Annotated in this window: 13 protein-coding genes; 8 read left to right on the top strand and 5 right to left on the bottom strand. The window is 64.2% G+C overall.

Features of this window, described 5'->3' with window-relative positions; all coding sequences use genetic code 11:
* Position 1: 1 nt before the first annotated feature.
* Complete coding sequence (gene rhaI, locus RB623_RS18830) at positions 2 to 1,294, bottom strand: L-rhamnose catabolism isomerase (protein ID WP_308058470.1); 1,293 nt, start codon at positions 1,292 to 1,294, stop codon at positions 2 to 4.
* A gap of 195 nt (positions 1,295 to 1,489) precedes the next feature.
* Positions 1,490 to 3,574: a bifunctional rhamnulose-1-phosphate aldolase/short-chain dehydrogenase gene (locus tag RB623_RS18825; RefSeq protein WP_308058469.1), complete on the bottom strand. Its 2,085-nt coding sequence runs from the start codon at positions 3,572 to 3,574 to the stop codon at positions 1,490 to 1,492.
* A 206-nt stretch (positions 3,575 to 3,780) separates the two neighbouring features.
* On the opposite strand from RB623_RS18825, the gene RB623_RS18820 reads away from it, so the two are divergent.
* The 6 genes from RB623_RS18820 (at position 3,781) to RB623_RS18795 (ending at position 10,726) form a co-directional block, all read left to right on the top strand.
* A complete protein-coding gene (locus RB623_RS18820) occupies positions 3,781 to 4,569 on the top strand; it encodes a DeoR/GlpR family DNA-binding transcription regulator (protein ID WP_308058468.1) in 789 nt (262 codons plus the stop codon).
* Between the two features lie 72 nt (positions 4,570 to 4,641).
* Positions 4,642 to 5,658, top strand: a complete 1,017-nt coding sequence (gene rhaS, locus RB623_RS18815) for a rhamnose ABC transporter substrate-binding protein (RefSeq protein ID WP_308058466.1) — start codon at positions 4,642 to 4,644, stop codon at positions 5,656 to 5,658.
* Between the two features lie 155 nt (positions 5,659 to 5,813).
* Entirely contained in the window at positions 5,814 to 7,316 is a 1,503-nt protein-coding gene (locus RB623_RS18810; RefSeq protein ID WP_308058465.1) for a sugar ABC transporter ATP-binding protein, read from the top strand.
* Positions 7,313 to 8,305 (top strand): ABC transporter permease, encoded by a 993-nt coding sequence (locus RB623_RS18805; protein ID WP_308058463.1) that lies wholly within the window; start codon positions 7,313 to 7,315, stop codon positions 8,303 to 8,305. The genes RB623_RS18810 and RB623_RS18805 overlap by 4 nt, the downstream gene beginning before the upstream one ends.
* 8 nt (positions 8,306 to 8,313) lie before the next feature.
* Positions 8,314 to 9,351 (top strand): ABC transporter permease, encoded by a 1,038-nt coding sequence (locus RB623_RS18800; RefSeq protein ID WP_374121710.1) that lies wholly within the window; start codon positions 8,314 to 8,316, stop codon positions 9,349 to 9,351.
* A 10-nt stretch (positions 9,352 to 9,361) separates the two neighbouring features.
* Positions 9,362 to 10,726, top strand: a complete 1,365-nt coding sequence (locus RB623_RS18795; RefSeq protein WP_308058461.1) for an FGGY-family carbohydrate kinase — start codon at positions 9,362 to 9,364, stop codon at positions 10,724 to 10,726.
* Between the two features lie 285 nt (positions 10,727 to 11,011).
* On the opposite strand, the gene hemE is transcribed toward RB623_RS18795, so the two are convergent.
* Positions 11,012 to 12,034, bottom strand: a complete 1,023-nt coding sequence (gene hemE / locus RB623_RS18790; protein ID WP_308058460.1) for a uroporphyrinogen decarboxylase — start codon at positions 12,032 to 12,034, stop codon at positions 11,012 to 11,014.
* A 264-nt stretch (positions 12,035 to 12,298) separates the two neighbouring features.
* On the opposite strand from hemE, the gene RB623_RS18785 reads away from it, so the two are divergent.
* Positions 12,299 to 13,348 carry a lysine-2,3-aminomutase-like protein gene (locus RB623_RS18785; RefSeq protein WP_308058459.1) on the top strand — a complete coding sequence of 350 codons (1,050 nt, stop codon included), beginning with the start codon at positions 12,299 to 12,301 and terminating at the stop codon, positions 13,346 to 13,348.
* A gap of 284 nt (positions 13,349 to 13,632) precedes the next feature.
* On the opposite strand, the gene RB623_RS18780 is transcribed toward RB623_RS18785, so the two are convergent.
* Together RB623_RS18780 and RB623_RS18775 are read right to left on the bottom strand one after the other, a co-directional pair.
* Entirely contained in the window at positions 13,633 to 13,986 is a 354-nt protein-coding gene (locus RB623_RS18780; RefSeq protein ID WP_308058458.1) for an EF-hand domain-containing protein, read from the bottom strand.
* Positions 13,987 to 14,001: 15 nt separating this feature from the next.
* Positions 14,002 to 14,247, bottom strand: a complete 246-nt coding sequence (locus RB623_RS18775; RefSeq protein ID WP_374121705.1) for a hypothetical protein — start codon at positions 14,245 to 14,247, stop codon at positions 14,002 to 14,004.
* 57 nt (positions 14,248 to 14,304) lie between these two features.
* Between RB623_RS18775 and RB623_RS18770 the strand changes: the two genes are divergently transcribed.
* Complete coding sequence (locus tag RB623_RS18770; RefSeq protein ID WP_308058457.1) at positions 14,305 to 14,505, top strand: hypothetical protein; 201 nt, start codon at positions 14,305 to 14,307, stop codon at positions 14,503 to 14,505.
* The last annotated feature ends 145 nt before the right edge of the window (positions 14,506 to 14,650 follow it).

Genomic DNA, 14,650 nt, shown 5'->3' with positions numbered 1-14,650 from the left:
CTCAGACGATCCCGCCGCCACCCGAACTGACGGTCGGACGTTCGGCGGCTACCTTTTGCCGATAGCCGGCGGCACGATAGGCGCCGACCGGGTCGATAGCGCCGCCGGCATTCAGCCGCGCCATCGCCAGGATCGGCTCGACATCGGTGCGGAACGCGGCTTTTAGCGTCTGCGTCGCCATCAGCGCGTCGTTGTCCGTCTGATGGGCTTCCAGCGCCTTGCGGTCGACCAGCAGTGCGGCCGCGTAGGCGCGCTGCACCTCGACCGCCGACAGCATCAGGCTCTCGATCGGGTCGGTGACGTTGTGGCTCTGGTCGAGCATGTGCGCCGGATCGAAGCCTTTCGCACCGCGCAATTCCGCGTCGACCAGCTCGTTGAAGACGAGGAACAGCCGGTAGGGGTCGATCGAACCGGCGTCGAGGTCGTCGTCGCCATATTTGGAATCGTTGAAGTGGAAGCCGCCGAGCTTTCCGAACTGGATCAGCCGCGCCACGATCATCTCGATGTTGACGTTGGGCGCGTGATGGCCGAGGTCGACCAGGCAGAAAGCCTTCGGCCCTAGCTCCTGGGCGATCAAATAGTTGGTGCCCCAGTCCTGCACAACCGTGGAGTAGAAAGCCGGCTCGTACATCTTGTGCTCGGAGAACAGCCGCCAATCGTCCGGCAGCGCGTCGTAGATGTCGCGCATGGCGTCGAGATAGCGCTCGAACGCCTTGGTGAAATTGACCTGCCCCGGAAAGTTCGAGCCGTCGCCGATCCACACCGTCAACGCCTTCGAGCCGACCGTCCTGCCAATTTCGATGCATTCGAGATTGTGCTCGACCGCCTGGCGGCGCACGGCGGCGTCGGCATGGCTGAGCGAGCCGAATTTGTACGAGAGCTTCTGGGCCCTGGCGTCGGAGAAGGTATTGGAGTTCATCGCGTCGAAGCCGAGGCCAAAACGGCTTGCCGCCTGCTTCAGCCGCTTCGGATCGGCCTTGTCCCACGGAATGTGGAGCGACACCGTCGGCGTGGCGCGCGTCAACTGCTGGATGACGGCGCAATCCTCGATCTTGTCGAACACGTCGCGCGGCTCGCCCTCTCCGGGGAAACGGGCGAAACGCGTCCCGCCGGTGCCGACGCCCCAGGACGGGATGGCGACGGCGAAGTTTTCCACCTTCTCGCGGATCGCGTCGATCTTGATGCCGCGTCGGTCGAGCTGTTCGCCGAGGTGGTCGTAATCGCGACGCAGGTTGTTTTCCCGCGCGGCGTTGTGGGCGGCGACAGCGTCAGCGGCGATGATGGATTCGGTCATGGGTCCTCCCTTCGTTCACCCTCCCCCTTGAGGGGAGGGTCGCGGAGCAGCCCGCTCGGCACGAGCGGGCTTGTGACGCGGGGTGGGGTCGCCGAAGAGGTGCTCCATCCTGAAGCGACCCCACCCCGCCTCGCCAACTCCACTTCGTTGCGTCGGCTCGTCGACCCTCCCCTCAAGGGGGAGGGTTAGGCTGCGCTACCTCGTAAAACTCTGCGCATTACCCGCGTCGACGTTCAGGATATTGCCCGTCGACTTCGCCGACAGGTCGGAGGCGAAGAACCACACCGCCTCGGCGACATCCTCCGGGTACACGCCGAGCTTCAGCATGGAACGCTTGCGGTAATGCTCCTCGAGCTCGTCCGGCTTCATGTTGTAGGCGGCGGCGCGCTGCTCGCGCCATTCGCCCTTCCAGATGTTGGAGCCGCGCAGCACGGCGTCCGGGTTGACGGTGTTGACGCGGATGCCGGCGTCCGCGCCTTCCAGCGCCAGGCAGCGGGCGAGATGGATCTCCGCCGCTTTGGCCGTGCAATAGGCCGAGGCGTTCGGCGAAGCCGCCAGCCCGTTCTTGGAGGCGATGAAGACGATGTTGCCGCCAGCCTTCTGTTTTTTCATCAGCCGGAACGCCTCGCGCGCCACCAGGAAATAGCCGGTCGCCAGAATGTCGATGTTGCGGGTCCACATCGACAGTTCCGTGTCCTCGACCGGCGAGGCGGACGAAATGCCGGCATTGGAGACCAGAATGTCGAGCCCTCCGAATTCCTTAGCCGCGAAAACAAAAGCCTCGGCGACCTCGGCTTCTTTTGTCACGTCCAGCTTCACGCCGCGCACCACGTCGGCCGAATGGCGCTTGGCGAACTCGGTTTCAGCGATTTCCAGCGAGCCAGCGTCGATATCGGCCAGCACCACGCAGGCGCCGTCGGCCATCAGCCGGTCGGCGATCGCCCGGCCGATGCCGCCTGCCCCGCCGGTAACCAGCGCGACGCGGCCGGCCAGCGGTTTCGGCTTGGGCAGGCGCTGCAGCTTTGCTTCCTCCAGCACCCAGTATTCGATGTCGAAGGCTTCCTGCTCGGGCAGCCCCATATAGTCCGACACCGTCGAGGCGCCGCGCATGACGTTGATGGCGTTGACGTAGAACTCGCCCGAAATGCGCGCCGTCGCCTTATCCTTGGCGAAGGTAATCATGCCGACACCGGGGACGAGATAGACCACCGCGTTGGGATCGCGCATCGGCGGGCTCACCGGGCGCTTGCAGCGCTCGTAATAGGCGGCGTGGCCTTGCCGGTATGCCTCCAGCGAGGCCGGAAGACCGGCGAGCGTCTCGTTGATATCCGGGTTGGCCGGGTCGAAATCGACCACCAGCGGGCTGATCTTGGTGCGCAAAAAATGGTCGGGACAGCTTGTGCCAAGTGCTGCCAGCTTTTCCATGTCGCGCGCCGCGATAAATTCCAGCACTGCCGCCTGGTCGTCGAAATGTCCGACCTTGCGTTCCCCGGCGGAAATCATGCCGCGTAGCGCCGGCATGAGTTTTGCCGCGATGGCGAGGCGCTCCTCAGCCGGCAAAGTTTTGCGCACTTCTCCGCCAAAGGCGGCCTTCCCTTTGCCTTCAGCCTCGAAGAATTCCATAGCCTTGTTGATGATGCGGATGGTGACGTCGTAGCACTCTTTCGCCGTGTCGCCCCAGGTGAACAGGCCGTGGCTTTCGAGAACCACGCCAAGCGCCTTGGGGTTCTCCTTGCAGAATTTCTCCAGCCAAAGGCCGAGCTCGAATCCTGGCCGCTTCCACGGCAGCCAGCCGATCTCGTCGCCGTAGATTTTTTTCGTCAGCGCCTTGCTGTCCCTGGCCGCGGCAATCGCGATCACCGCATCGGGATGCATGTGGTCGACATGCTTTTTGGGCACGAAGGCGTGCAGCGGCGTGTCGATCGAGGCCGCGCGAGGGTTCAGGTTGAAGGTGCAGTGCGGCAGATAGCCAACCATCTCGTCCTCATGCGCGAGGCCACGATAAAGGCCTTTCAGCGCCTCGAGCTTCTCCATATAGAGGCTGGCCAGCCCGTCCATCTTCATGGTGCCGAGGTCGCCACCCGAGCCCTTGACCCACAGCACCTCAGCCGCTTTGCCGGTCAGCGGGTCCTTCTCAGAAGCCTTGGCGGAAGTATTGCCGCCGCCATAGTTGGTGATGCGCTTGTCCGAGCCGAGCAGGTTGGAGCGGTAGACGAGCAGTTCCGCCTCGCTCATGCCGGCGGCCTTGGCGTCGTCCCAGAGATCGGCAAGTCCTTGCATGGCCATGTTTCCGCCCTTTCGAGATTTTTGGCGGAAGTTATGAGCCTATTCGCTCACGGTCAATCGTGATTCGCCCGAACTTTGAGCGTTTGCGGTGCAGCATCGAATTGATGCGATGCAATACGCTCACAATTCTTGACGATCGTGAGCGAGCGTGCATTCATGATGATCGATTATTTCGAGGCAACCGCATCGACATGCGCGAGATGGACCGCCGATCTGCGATACTGGAGGCGATGGCCGGCAGGCCCGTCGTGCCGGTGCGCGAATTGGTCGACCTCACCGGCGCCTCCAGCGCCACGCTGCGGCGTGACCTGGCCAAGCTGGAAGAAGAAGGTCTGGTCAGGCGCGTCCATGGCGGCATCTCCGCCCCGGCGCCGGCTTTCCCCGCCACCCTCGGCGCGCCGACCTTCAGTTCGCAGCGCATCAAGAACGCCGACAAGAAACGCGCCATCGCCGCGCTCGCCTGCGGGCTGGTGGAGGACGGCGAATCGATCATCATCAACGCCGGCACGACCACCTTCGCCATGGTCGATTTCCTGCGTGACCGGCGACTGAACATCCTCACAAACTCCTTTCCGATCGCCGAGGCGCTGATCCGCAGCAGCGACAACCGCATCACCCTGCCGGGCGGCGAGGTCTATCGCGAACAGGGCATCATCCTGTCGCCTTTCGAGGACGACACGATCCAGACCCTGCACGCCACCACCATGTTCATGAGCGCGGCCGCGATCACGCCGCTCGGCGTGGTCGAGGCCGACCCGCTGGTGGCGCGCGCAGAAGCGAAGCTGCTCCGCCGCGCCGAACGGTTGATCGTGCTCGCCGATTCGACCAAGTTTGAGCCGCGCGGAAGCTTGGTGGTGTGCCCGCTGTCGCGCGTCACCACGCTGGTGACGGACGATGCCGTCAGCGAGGCCGCGCTAGCGATGATGGAGAATGCCGGGCTCGACGTAAGAATCGCGCCCGTTGCCAAGGAGATCGCTTCCGCCGCATGATCGGCGGACGGTCGGGCCGGCATGGGCCGGTCCGAGGATATTTCAACCGGGAATGGCAGGGAGGAATTTGCCATGAAGACTACACGTCGTACCGTATTGCAGCTTGCCGGCGCCGCCGGTGCAGCACTTGCCATGCCGACAATCATCACCACCAGGGCGCGCGCCGCCGACAAGCGCATCGCCATGATCGTGAAGAACCTCGGCAACAGCTATTTCGACGCCTGCGCCAACGGCGCCAAGGAAGCGGCCAAGGAACTCGGCGGCATCGAGATCATCTACACCGCCTCGGCCAAGCCGACGGCGGAAGAGCAGATCGCCGTCATCGACGCGCAGATCGCCCAGAAGGTCGACGGCATCATCGTTTCGGCCAACGACGCCGACGCGCTGGTCCCGGTCGGCAAGAAGGCGGCCGAGCGCGGCATCAAGGTGATGAGCTTCGACTCGGCCATCGCGCCGGCCGGCCGCATCGTCCACCTCTCGGCCTCGTCCACCCCGCTCATCGGCGCCAAGCAGGTGCAGATGATCGCCAAGACACTGGGTGGCAAGGGTGAGGTCGCCATCCTTTCCGCCGCCTCCACCATGACCAACCAGAACTCCTGGATCGAGGCCATGAAGGAAGAGTGGAAGAAGCCGGAATACAAGGACATGCCGCTGGTGGCGACCGTCTATGGCGACGACCAGGACGACAAGAGCTATCGCGAGATGCAGGGCCTGGTGAAGGCCTATCCGAACCTCAAGGGCGTGATCTCGCCGACCACCATCGGCATCCGCTCGGGCGCCAAGGCGATCGTCGACGGCGGCCTGACCGGAAAAGTGTTCATCACCGGCCTCGGCCTGCCTTCGGAAATGAAGGACTATGTGCTTGCCGGCGCCTGCGACACCTTCGCCATCTGGAACCCTGTCGAATACGGCTATTCTTCGACCATGATCATGGCCGACATCCTTGCCGGCAAGGACACCGCCGAAGGCTCGAAGCTCTCCATGGGCAAGAAGGGCGAGACCACCGTCGGCAAGGACGGCGAGGCCGTCATGGGCGAGCCCTTCGAATTCAACAAGACCAACGTCGAGGAATTCGCCAAGGTCTTCTGATCGAAGCCGGTTCTTACCCTCCCCCTGTGGGAGGGTCGACGCGAAGCGGCGGGGTGGGGGTCGCTGCCCAGGCACCCCCACCCCGCCTTACATGCTTCGCTTTGCTCAGCATGCTCGCCGACCCTCCCCACAAGGGGGAGGGTTAAGAGGTTTCCGTGTCCGATCCCATCCTCACCCTTTCCGGCGTCTCGAAAAGCTTTCCCGGCGTCAGGGCCTTGCATGACATCAGCCTGTCGCTGCAGCCCGGCCGTGTCACCGCCGTCATCGGCGAGAACGGCGCCGGCAAATCCACCATCGTCAAGATTCTCACTGGTATCTACCGGCCGGACGCAGGCGAGATCCGCGTCGGTGGCGAGCAAAAGCATTTTTCCTCGCCGCGCGATGCATGGGCGGCCGGCATCGCCGCCATCCACCAGGAAACGGTGATGTTCGACGAGCTCTCCGTCGCCGAGAACATCTTTACCGGCCATATGCCCACGGGTTCCACGCGGCTCGTGGACTGGGCCGAGATGCGCAAGAAATCGGCCGAGCTGCTGAAGCGCATCGATGCGCCCATCCCGCCCGAATTTAAGCTGAAGCGCCTGTCGGTGGCGCAAAAACACCTCGTCGAAATCGCCCGCGCCCTCTCGCACGAGGCGCGCGTGGTCATCATGGACGAGCCGACGGCGGCCTTGTCGGCAAACGAGATCGACGATCTTTTCCGTATCGTCGAGCAGTTGAAGGCGGAAGGCCGCGCCATCGTTTTCATCAGCCACAAGTTCGACGAGATCTTCCGCATCGCCGACGATTTCGTCTGCCTGCGCGACGGCGAGAAGGTGGGCGAGGGGCCAATCTCCTCCGTCACCGAGGCGCAACTGGTGCGCATGATGGTCGGCCGCCCAGTGGACCAGGTCTTCCCCAAGCGCGATGTGCCGATCGGCGAGGTCGTGCTGTCGGTGAAAAACCTCTCCAACGCCACCGAATATGCCGACGTTTCTTTCGACCTGCGCAGGGGCGAGATCCTTGGACTCTACGGGCTGGTCGGGGCGGGGCGGACGGAGGCCATGCAGGGCCTGTTCGGCATCACGCCGGTGACGCGCGGCACGGTCTCGCTGGACGGCAGGCAGCTTTCCATCCATTCCCCGTCGGACGCCATTGCCGCCGGCATCTCCTACGTGCCCGAGGACCGGCAGGACCAAGGCGCGATTCTATCGCTCGGCATCCGCGAGAATGTGACGCTGGCGAACCTTTCAAAGTATGTGCGCGGCCTGTTCCTGTCACGCCCCGCCGAACAGGAGGCGACGCGGTCGCTCGGCCGCCGGCTGGCGGTCAAGGCGGCGAACTGGGAACAGCGGCTCGGTGAGCTTTCCGGCGGCAACCAGCAGAAGGTGGTGATCGCCAAATGGCTGGCGACAAGGCCGAAAGTGATCGTGCTCGACGAGCCGACAAAAGGCATCGACGTCGGCTCCAAGGCGGCGGTGCACGATTTTATCGGCGAATTGGCGCAGGACGGCCTGGCGGTCGTGCTAATCAGCTCGGAACTGCCGGAGGTGATGGGTCTGGCCGACCGCGTCATCGTCATGAAGGAAGGTCGCATCGTCGACGAATTCAAGCGCGGTGCCTGGAGCGCCGAACAGATCGTCGGCGCGGCCACGGGCGCCGCCAAGGAGGCCGCGTGAAAGGTTTCGTAAACTATCGCGAGCTTGCGCTCGGGCTGATCCTGGTCGTCGGCGTGGCGGCGATCGGCGCCTACCAGCCGGTATTCCTGGCCTGGGAGAACATCAGCGACCTGCTTACCGAGACCTCCGTGCTGTTCATGATGGCGCTGGCGCAGATGGTGGTGATCCTGACGCGCGGCATCGACTTGTCGGTCGCCGCCAACCTGGCGCTGTCCGGGATGATCGCCGCACTCGTCAGCCAGTATTATCCCGATACGCCGCTGCTTCTGATGATCCTGGCCGGCGTGATCACCGGCCTGGTGCTAGGCCTGATCAATGGTGGGCTGATCGCCTTTCTCGGCATCCCGCCGATCGTGGTGACGTTGGGCACGCTCGCCGTCTATCGCGGCATGATCATCATCATCGCCGGCGGCGACCAGGTGAACGCCTCGGAAATGGGCGCTGCTTTTCAGGCCTTTCCCAAGCAGGTTCTGCTCGGGCTGACCAGTCCGGTGTGGATCGCAATCGGCGTCTCGATCCTGTTCTGGGTCTTCCTCAATCTCACCCGTGCCGGACGCGGCCTCTACGCGGTCGGCGGCAATCCGGTCGCGGCGCGCTATTGCGGCATCGACCAGAAAAAGCAGGAAATGCTCGCCTATTCGATCTCCGGGGCGGTCGCCGGGCTGTGCGGCTATCTCTGGGTCGCGCGTTACGGCGTCGCCTATTCGGAGATCGCCAACGGCTATGAACTGACGGTGATCGCCGCCTGCGTGATCGGCGGCGTGTCGATCGGCGGCGGCGTCGGCTCGGTCGCCGGCACGCTGCTCGGCGCGCTGTTCCTCGGCATCGTCATGACCGCGCTGCCGGTGCTGCAGATCTCGCCTTTCTGGCAGATGGCCATTTCCGGCGCGGTGATCCTCGCCGCGGTGGTCATCAATGCACGCGCCGAAAAGCGGCCTGAGAAACTCATCCTGCCGGAAGCGCGGCGCATCGGACGGGTGCGGGCATGAACGCGCCGATGCAACCGCCGGAAAGCCGCTATGCGGTTCTCGACGCCGCGCCGCGCCGGGCGCGCGACATCCTGCTGCGCTGGGAAGTGATCCTGGTCATCCTGCTGGTGGCGACGATCGTCGTGAACACCATCGTCTCGCCCTATTTCCTCGACGTTTTCAACCTCGCCGATGCGACCTTCAACTTTTCCGAGAAGGCGATCATCGCGCTGGGCATGGCGCTGCTGATCCTTGTCCGACAGATCGACCTGTCGGTGGCGGCGATCGTTGCACTGGCGGCGATGGGCATAGGTTACGCCGCCGAGGCCGGATTCGGGCCGGCGGGCCTCTTCGCCACCGGTATCGGCATCGGCATTTTATGCGGCGTTTTCAACGGCTTCCTGGTCACCTACGCCGGCCTGCCGTCGATCGTCGTGACCATCGGCACCATGTCGCTGTTTCGCGGCATTACCCAGGTGATTTTGGGCGACCAGGCCAAGACGAAATATCCGGCAGAGTTCCTCGAACTCGGCCAGAGCTATTTCATCAAGATGAAGGAGAGCGGCGTTTCCTGGCTGTTCATCCCGCCGATCCCTTTGTCTTTCCTGATCTTTCTGGTGTTGACGGCGATCTTCGGCATCGTGTTGCACAAGACCGCCACGGGGCGAAAACTCTTCGCCATCGGTTCGAATCCGGTCGCCGCGCGGTTTTCGGGCATTGCGGTCGATCGGCTGACTTTCCTGCTGTTCGTCGTCTCCGGCATGCTTTGCGGACTGGCGGCAGCGCTGCTGACGGCGCGGCTGGGGTCGATGCGCTCCAACATCGCCATAGGCTGGGAACTCGACATCGTTACCATGGTCATCCTCGGCGGCGTGTCGATCGCCGGCGGCGTCGGCTCAATCCTTGGTGTGTTCCTTGCGGTGCTGACGCTAGGGCTTGTGACCTTCGGCATGTCGCTGAACAACATTCCGGGGCAGGTGGTCAGCGTCTATATCGGCCTTCTGCTGATCGCGGTGATCGCCATTCCGCGCATCGCCGACAAGCTCGGCCTGCGGACCGGCCGGTGAGCCGAGCCGCATGACCATTCGCACCGTTGCCGTTGTCGATGTCGGCAAGAGCAACGCCAAGGTAGCGCTGGTCGATCTCGCGTCGCTGGAAGAAACGGTCATCGCACGAACCGAGAATTCCGTAAAGAATTCCGGCTGTTACCCGCATTTCGACACGGAACGTCTGTGGGCGTTCATGCTCGACGGGCTGGCCGAGGCGGGCCGTCGGGCAAGGCCGGACGCGGTGGTGACGACCGCCCACGGCGCGTCGGGGGCGCTGCTTGCAGCGGACGGAAGCCTCGCCTTGCCGATGCTCGACTACGAACATTCCGGCCCCGAAACGATCCTTGCTGATTATGACCTTGTGCGGCCCGGTTTTGCCGAGACCGGATCGCCGCGACTGCCGGTGGGTCTAAACCTCGGTGCGCAGTTCTTCTGGCAGGCGAACACATTTCCCGAAGAGTTTCAAAGTGTTGCGACGATCCTGACCCATCCGCAATACTGGACGTTCCGATTTTGCGGCGTGGCGGCCAACGAGGCGACTTCCTTGGGGGCTCACACCGACCTGTGGAACCCGGAAAATCGCGATTTTTCGAGCCTTGTCGACCGGCTGGGCTGGCGACAAAAGATGGCGCCGGTGCGCCGGGCGAGCGATCGGCTCGGGACCTTACTCCCTGAAATCGTTGCGAAAACAGGCCTTGCCGCCGGCACGCCGGTATTCTGCGGCATCCACGATTCCAACGCCTCGCTCTATCCGCACCTGCTTGCCCGGCAGGCGCCGTTCACGGTGGTGTCGACCGGCACCTGGGTGATCGTCATGGCGGTCGGTGGCGAGCGCCAAGTGCTTGATCCGGCTCGCGATACTCTGATCAACGTCAACGCTTTCGGCGACCCGGTGCCGTCCTCGCGCTTCATGGGCGGGCGCGAATTTTCGCTGCTGATCGGCGACCAGGGCGTGGAGCCAGGCGAGGCCGAGATCGGGCGCGTCCTGAACGCCCCGTTCCTCCTGACACCGTCTGTCGACCAGGGCTCCGGGCCGTTCCAGCACCGCAAGGCAAGATGGTTACCGCAGGAGCCTCAAAACCCCGGCGAGCGTTTTGCCGCCGTCTCCTTTTATCTCGCCATGATGACCGCCACCTGTCTTGACCTGATCGGAGCGCAAGGCGACTCGGTGGTCGAGGGGCCTTTCGGGCAGAACCGCTGTTTTATCAAGATGTTGGCGACTGCAAGCGGGCGTTCGGTGGTCGTCTCGAAAGGCAGCACCGGCACCAGCATTGGCGCCGCCCTGCTTTGCGCCGGGCCGGATTTTCGGCCGGTCGGCGGCGCGGAAACCATGATCGTTCCGGAACCGGAATGGTTTTCCTACGTGGCGCGTTGGCGGCAGGCGGTTGGATAGCGGCAGCCCATCGCCTCGCCGCGTGAAGTCCGAAATATCGTTATGTCGCAACGGTTTGGGTGGAATGTCAGGAGCCCAGTGCGGTTTCGGGCTTCACGGATGACGGTTTTTTCGCACCGCGCGCTTCATGCATAGCCGCTTGGGCTTCGCGGATCTCGATTTGACGTCGCGCACGCCGATTCGGCGTCGATCGAAAAGGCGCTCCATCCGGAAGCGACCCCACTCCGGCTCGCGCAACCCCACTTCGTTCCGTTGGCTTGCCGACACTCCCCTCAAGGGGGAGGGTTAGCGGCGCACCCGTTCCACCATCCGTTCGACATGGGCGATCGGCGTGTCCGGCGTGATGCCGTGGCCGAGATTGAAGATCAGCGGGCCGTCGCCCAGCGCCTGCAGGATGTTGTCGACGCCCTCGTCCAGGGCGCGGCCGCCGGCGATGAGGCGCAGCGGGTCGAGATTGCCCTGAACCGGTCCCCCGGCCTGCAGGGCGCGGGCCTGCGAAAGCGGAACCGACCAGTCGAGGCCCAGCGCGGTGACGCCGGTCTTATCCCGATAGCCCGAATAGAGGCTGCCGGCACCGCGCGGAAAACCGATGATCGGCGTTTTGGGATGCTTTTGCCGGACTTTTCGGACGATCTCCGCCACCGGTTTCACGCACCAGGCCTCGAAGGATGCTTCGTCGAGCACACCCGCCCAGGAATCGAAAATCTGCACGGCGTCCGCCCCGGCGTCGATCTGGCGGATGAGATAGTCGGCCGAGACCTCCGCCAGTTTCGAAAGCAGGGCGGCAATAGCCTCCGGCTCGCGATAGCCGAACAGTCGCGACGGCGCCTGGTCCGGCGTGCCGCGCCCGGCGATCATGTAGGTCGCCACCGTCCACGGCGCACCGCAGAAGCCGATCAGTGTGGTCTCTTGCGGCAATTCCTTGCGCAGGCGGGAAACGGTCTCGTAGACGGGCGCCAGATGCGCATGGAAATCGTGGCCTTCGCCGAGGCGCGGAATTTCCGCTGCCGAGATCGGCGTCAGCCGCGGCCCCTCGCCTTCGACAAAGCGCAGGTCGCGGCCGAGCGCATGCGGCACGACCAGAATGTCGGAGAACAGGATCGCCGCGTCGAAACCGAAGCGGCGGATCGGCTGAAGCGTGACCTCGACGGCGAAATCCGGATTGTAGCAGAGGTCGAGGAAGGAACCGGCCTTTTCGCGCAAGGCGCGGTATTCGGGCAGGTAACGCCCGGCCTGGCGCATCATCCATAGCGGCGGCGGCGGCACCGTCTCGCCGCCGAGCACCTTCAGCAATTTTTTGTCCTGCACCGTGGTGGCTCCGATTTCGGGCGGAGCTATGGCATGCGGTGAGGGAGGGGGCAATCATGGCGGCTGCGACCGCGCGGCGCGGTGCAACGGGTTTACCGGGAGGGCGGGGTCGGATATTGGCGCCGGCGTGGATCTTTCGTTTGCAATCGACCGTTTCGGGCCGGCCTTCTTTCCGACCCTTGTGAGGGGTCGCGCCAGCCCCCTCATCCGGCCGCTTCGCGGCCACCTTCTCCCCGTTGGGGAGAAGAGGAAGGGCGCCGAGCCATGACCATCCACCGCACCATCAAGACGGCGCGGGAGCTGGTCGAGGCCGGGCTGGTCGGCGAAAGTCTCGAAGCCGCTGTCGACGAGGTGGCAAGGCGCTACGCCGTGGCGATCAGCCCAGCGGTCGCCGGCCTCATCGATCCAGCCGATCCGGCCGATCCGATCGCCCGCCAGTTCGTGCCCGACGCGGCCGAACTGGCGGTGCTGCCGGAAGAGCGCGCCGACCCGATCGGCGATGCCGCGCGCAGCCCGGTCAAGGGCATCGTCCACCGCTATCCCGACCGCGTGCTGTTGAAGGCGCTGCATGCCTGCCCGGTCTATTGCCGCTTCTGCTTCCGCCGCGAGATGGTCGGGCCAAAAGGCCTCGGCGTACTGTCGGAAGCCGAGCTCGATGCGGCGATCACTTATATCGCCGCGCGCCCAGAAATCTGGGAGGTGATTTTTACCGGCGGCGACCCGCTGGCGCTGTCGCCGCGGCGGCTTTCCGACATCATGCGGCGGCTAAAACGGATCCCGCATGTGAAGGTCGTGCGGTTCCACACGCGCGTGCCGGTGGTCGAGCCGGAACGGGTCGGCGCCGCGTTGGTCGACGCGCTGAAGGCCGGCGGCAAGACGATCTACGTGGCGCTGCACGCCAACCATCCGCGCGAGCTGACGGAGGAGGCGAGGGCGGCGTCGGCAAGGCTGATCGACGCCGGCATCGCCATGGTCAGCCAGTCGGTGCTGCTGAAGGGGGTCAACGACGACGTCGACGTGCTGGCGGCGCTGATGCGCGCCTTCGTCGAGACGAGGATAAAACCCTATTATCTGCACCATCCCGATCTTGCGCCGGGCACCGGCCATTTCCGGGTAACGGTTCAGGAAGGCCAGGCGCTGGTCGCGGCGTTGCGCGGGCGCATCTCCGGCCTGTGCCAGCCGGCCTACATGCTCGACATTCCCGGCGGTTTCGGCAAGGCGCCGATCGGCCCCGCCGCCATCGTGCCAGACGGCGAGATTTTTGCCGTCACCGATTTTCGCGGCACGGAGCATGCATATCCGCCGAAAGGCTGATGCATGTCGCGAATCCACGCAACCGCGTCAGGCTTCGGGGCTCCTGCGGAGGCACGGCTTCGCGCCTCCGCAGGCGGTTTCGCATCCCGACATTGGCCGTTTGTCCTATGAATAGTCCGACAATCCGGCTGCGACGAGGAGATGTGACTGCAGTTACAGGTGGAGGCCCACCGCCATGCAGTCGCAACGACGCCGATGCGGGCATGTGATGCCCGCCAGCCGGCATGTCCCGGCCGGGGCGATGTCGGTCCCGGCTTCGGAAATATCCGGGCTCAGCCCGGTATTCACTTCAGTTGTCCGTCACCGCTACGATCGGCTCCGGCAAAGTCCTTCATGACCTGACCCATGAATTCCGCACGGCTCACGCGCTTGTCGCCGTTGGCATCCATTGCCGAGAACTGGTCCGGCGTCAGTATCTTCGTCACTTCGGTCACGCTTATCGAACCGTCGCCGTTTGCGTCGATCTTTGTGAAGGCGGCGGACATGAAGGTCTGGTACTCGGCCTTGCTCACGCTACCGCTCTTGTCGCTGTCGAGCTGGTTGAGTTGTCCCTCATTCATCGCGGGAGATTGTTGCGCGGCGGCGATGCCGTTTCCAAGAAGCAGGCAGCACGCGGCGGTCAGAACAAGCTTTTTCATCGTATCTCTCCTCGCTCAGCGACAAGCCAGACGGTTGCCGATATAGCCGCCAGCGCCAATTCCGCCCGCCACTGCCAGGACCTGTCCGGATCCTGCTCCGATGGTGCTTCCTATGAGGCCCCCGACGACCGCGCCGCCCACCGTGCCGGCCATGCAGCCGAACTCGTGATTGCGAGCCTGCACCTGCGGGTCCGAACTTGACTGGCAACCCGCTATCATGAGGGTTGCGGCGGAAATCGATAAAATGCGTCTTCTGATCATGACCTCTCCTTGCATTCGGCCAGCGTTCGAAAAGCTCGGCCGCCGCCCGGCGGCACGATGGCAAGGATCAAGCGCCATGACAACCTGTTGTTGCGGTTTTGCATCGCGTCGCAGCAAGAGCATTTTCGGGTGAAGATTCAGGATAGCCTGGTGCCGGTCGCGGCGTTGCGCCTCACTGTCCTGCCGGACATCTCTCTCGATTCACGGCAGGGCAATCGCACATGGGCCCTCGGCGCCTCGCCTACGGCGAAACGCTGAGGCACCCCCCTCACCGGCCCTTCGGGTGTCCAGCCGATGGATGGGTAACAGAATGGACCGGATACATGGGTTACAGTTCTCCCCGTTGCTGGTCCGCAAAAGCGCCGGCTGGTTTGGGTTGCAAGGCGGTTTTGCGGACCAGCCT

Origin of the sequence: Mesorhizobium sp. LHD-90 (assembly GCF_030929505.1) — a bacterium.
In the GTDB taxonomy this organism is placed as follows: Bacteria; Pseudomonadota; Alphaproteobacteria; order Rhizobiales; family Rhizobiaceae; genus Kumtagia.
The sequence above is the reverse complement of the archived record's forward strand: the minus strand, read 5'-3'. Positions and strand labels throughout refer to the sequence as shown.

Excerpts from the sequence above, each read along its gene's own strand:
- rhaI (WP_308058470.1), bottom strand. The coding sequence starts at position 1,294 with ATGACCGAATCCATCATCGCCGCTGACGCTGTCGCCGCCCACAACGCC.
- RB623_RS18825 (WP_308058469.1), bottom strand. The coding sequence starts at position 3,574 with ATGCAAGGACTTGCCGATCTCTGGGACGACGCCAAGGCCGCCGGCATG.
- RB623_RS18820 (WP_308058468.1), top strand. The coding sequence starts at position 3,781 with ATGGACCGCCGATCTGCGATACTGGAGGCGATGGCCGGCAGGCCCGTC.
- rhaS (WP_308058466.1), top strand. The coding sequence starts at position 4,642 with ATGAAGACTACACGTCGTACCGTATTGCAGCTTGCCGGCGCCGCCGGT.
- RB623_RS18800 (WP_374121710.1), top strand. The coding sequence starts at position 8,314 with ATGCAACCGCCGGAAAGCCGCTATGCGGTTCTCGACGCCGCGCCGCGC.
- RB623_RS18795 (WP_308058461.1), top strand. The coding sequence starts at position 9,362 with ATGACCATTCGCACCGTTGCCGTTGTCGATGTCGGCAAGAGCAACGCC.
- RB623_RS18785 (WP_308058459.1), top strand. The coding sequence starts at position 12,299 with ATGACCATCCACCGCACCATCAAGACGGCGCGGGAGCTGGTCGAGGCC.
- RB623_RS18780 (WP_308058458.1), bottom strand. The coding sequence starts at position 13,986 with ATGAAAAAGCTTGTTCTGACCGCCGCGTGCTGCCTGCTTCTTGGAAAC.
- RB623_RS18775 (WP_374121705.1), bottom strand. The coding sequence starts at position 14,247 with ATGATCAGAAGACGCATTTTATCGATTTCCGCCGCAACCCTCATGATA.
- RB623_RS18770 (WP_308058457.1), top strand. The coding sequence starts at position 14,305 with ATGGCAAGGATCAAGCGCCATGACAACCTGTTGTTGCGGTTTTGCATC.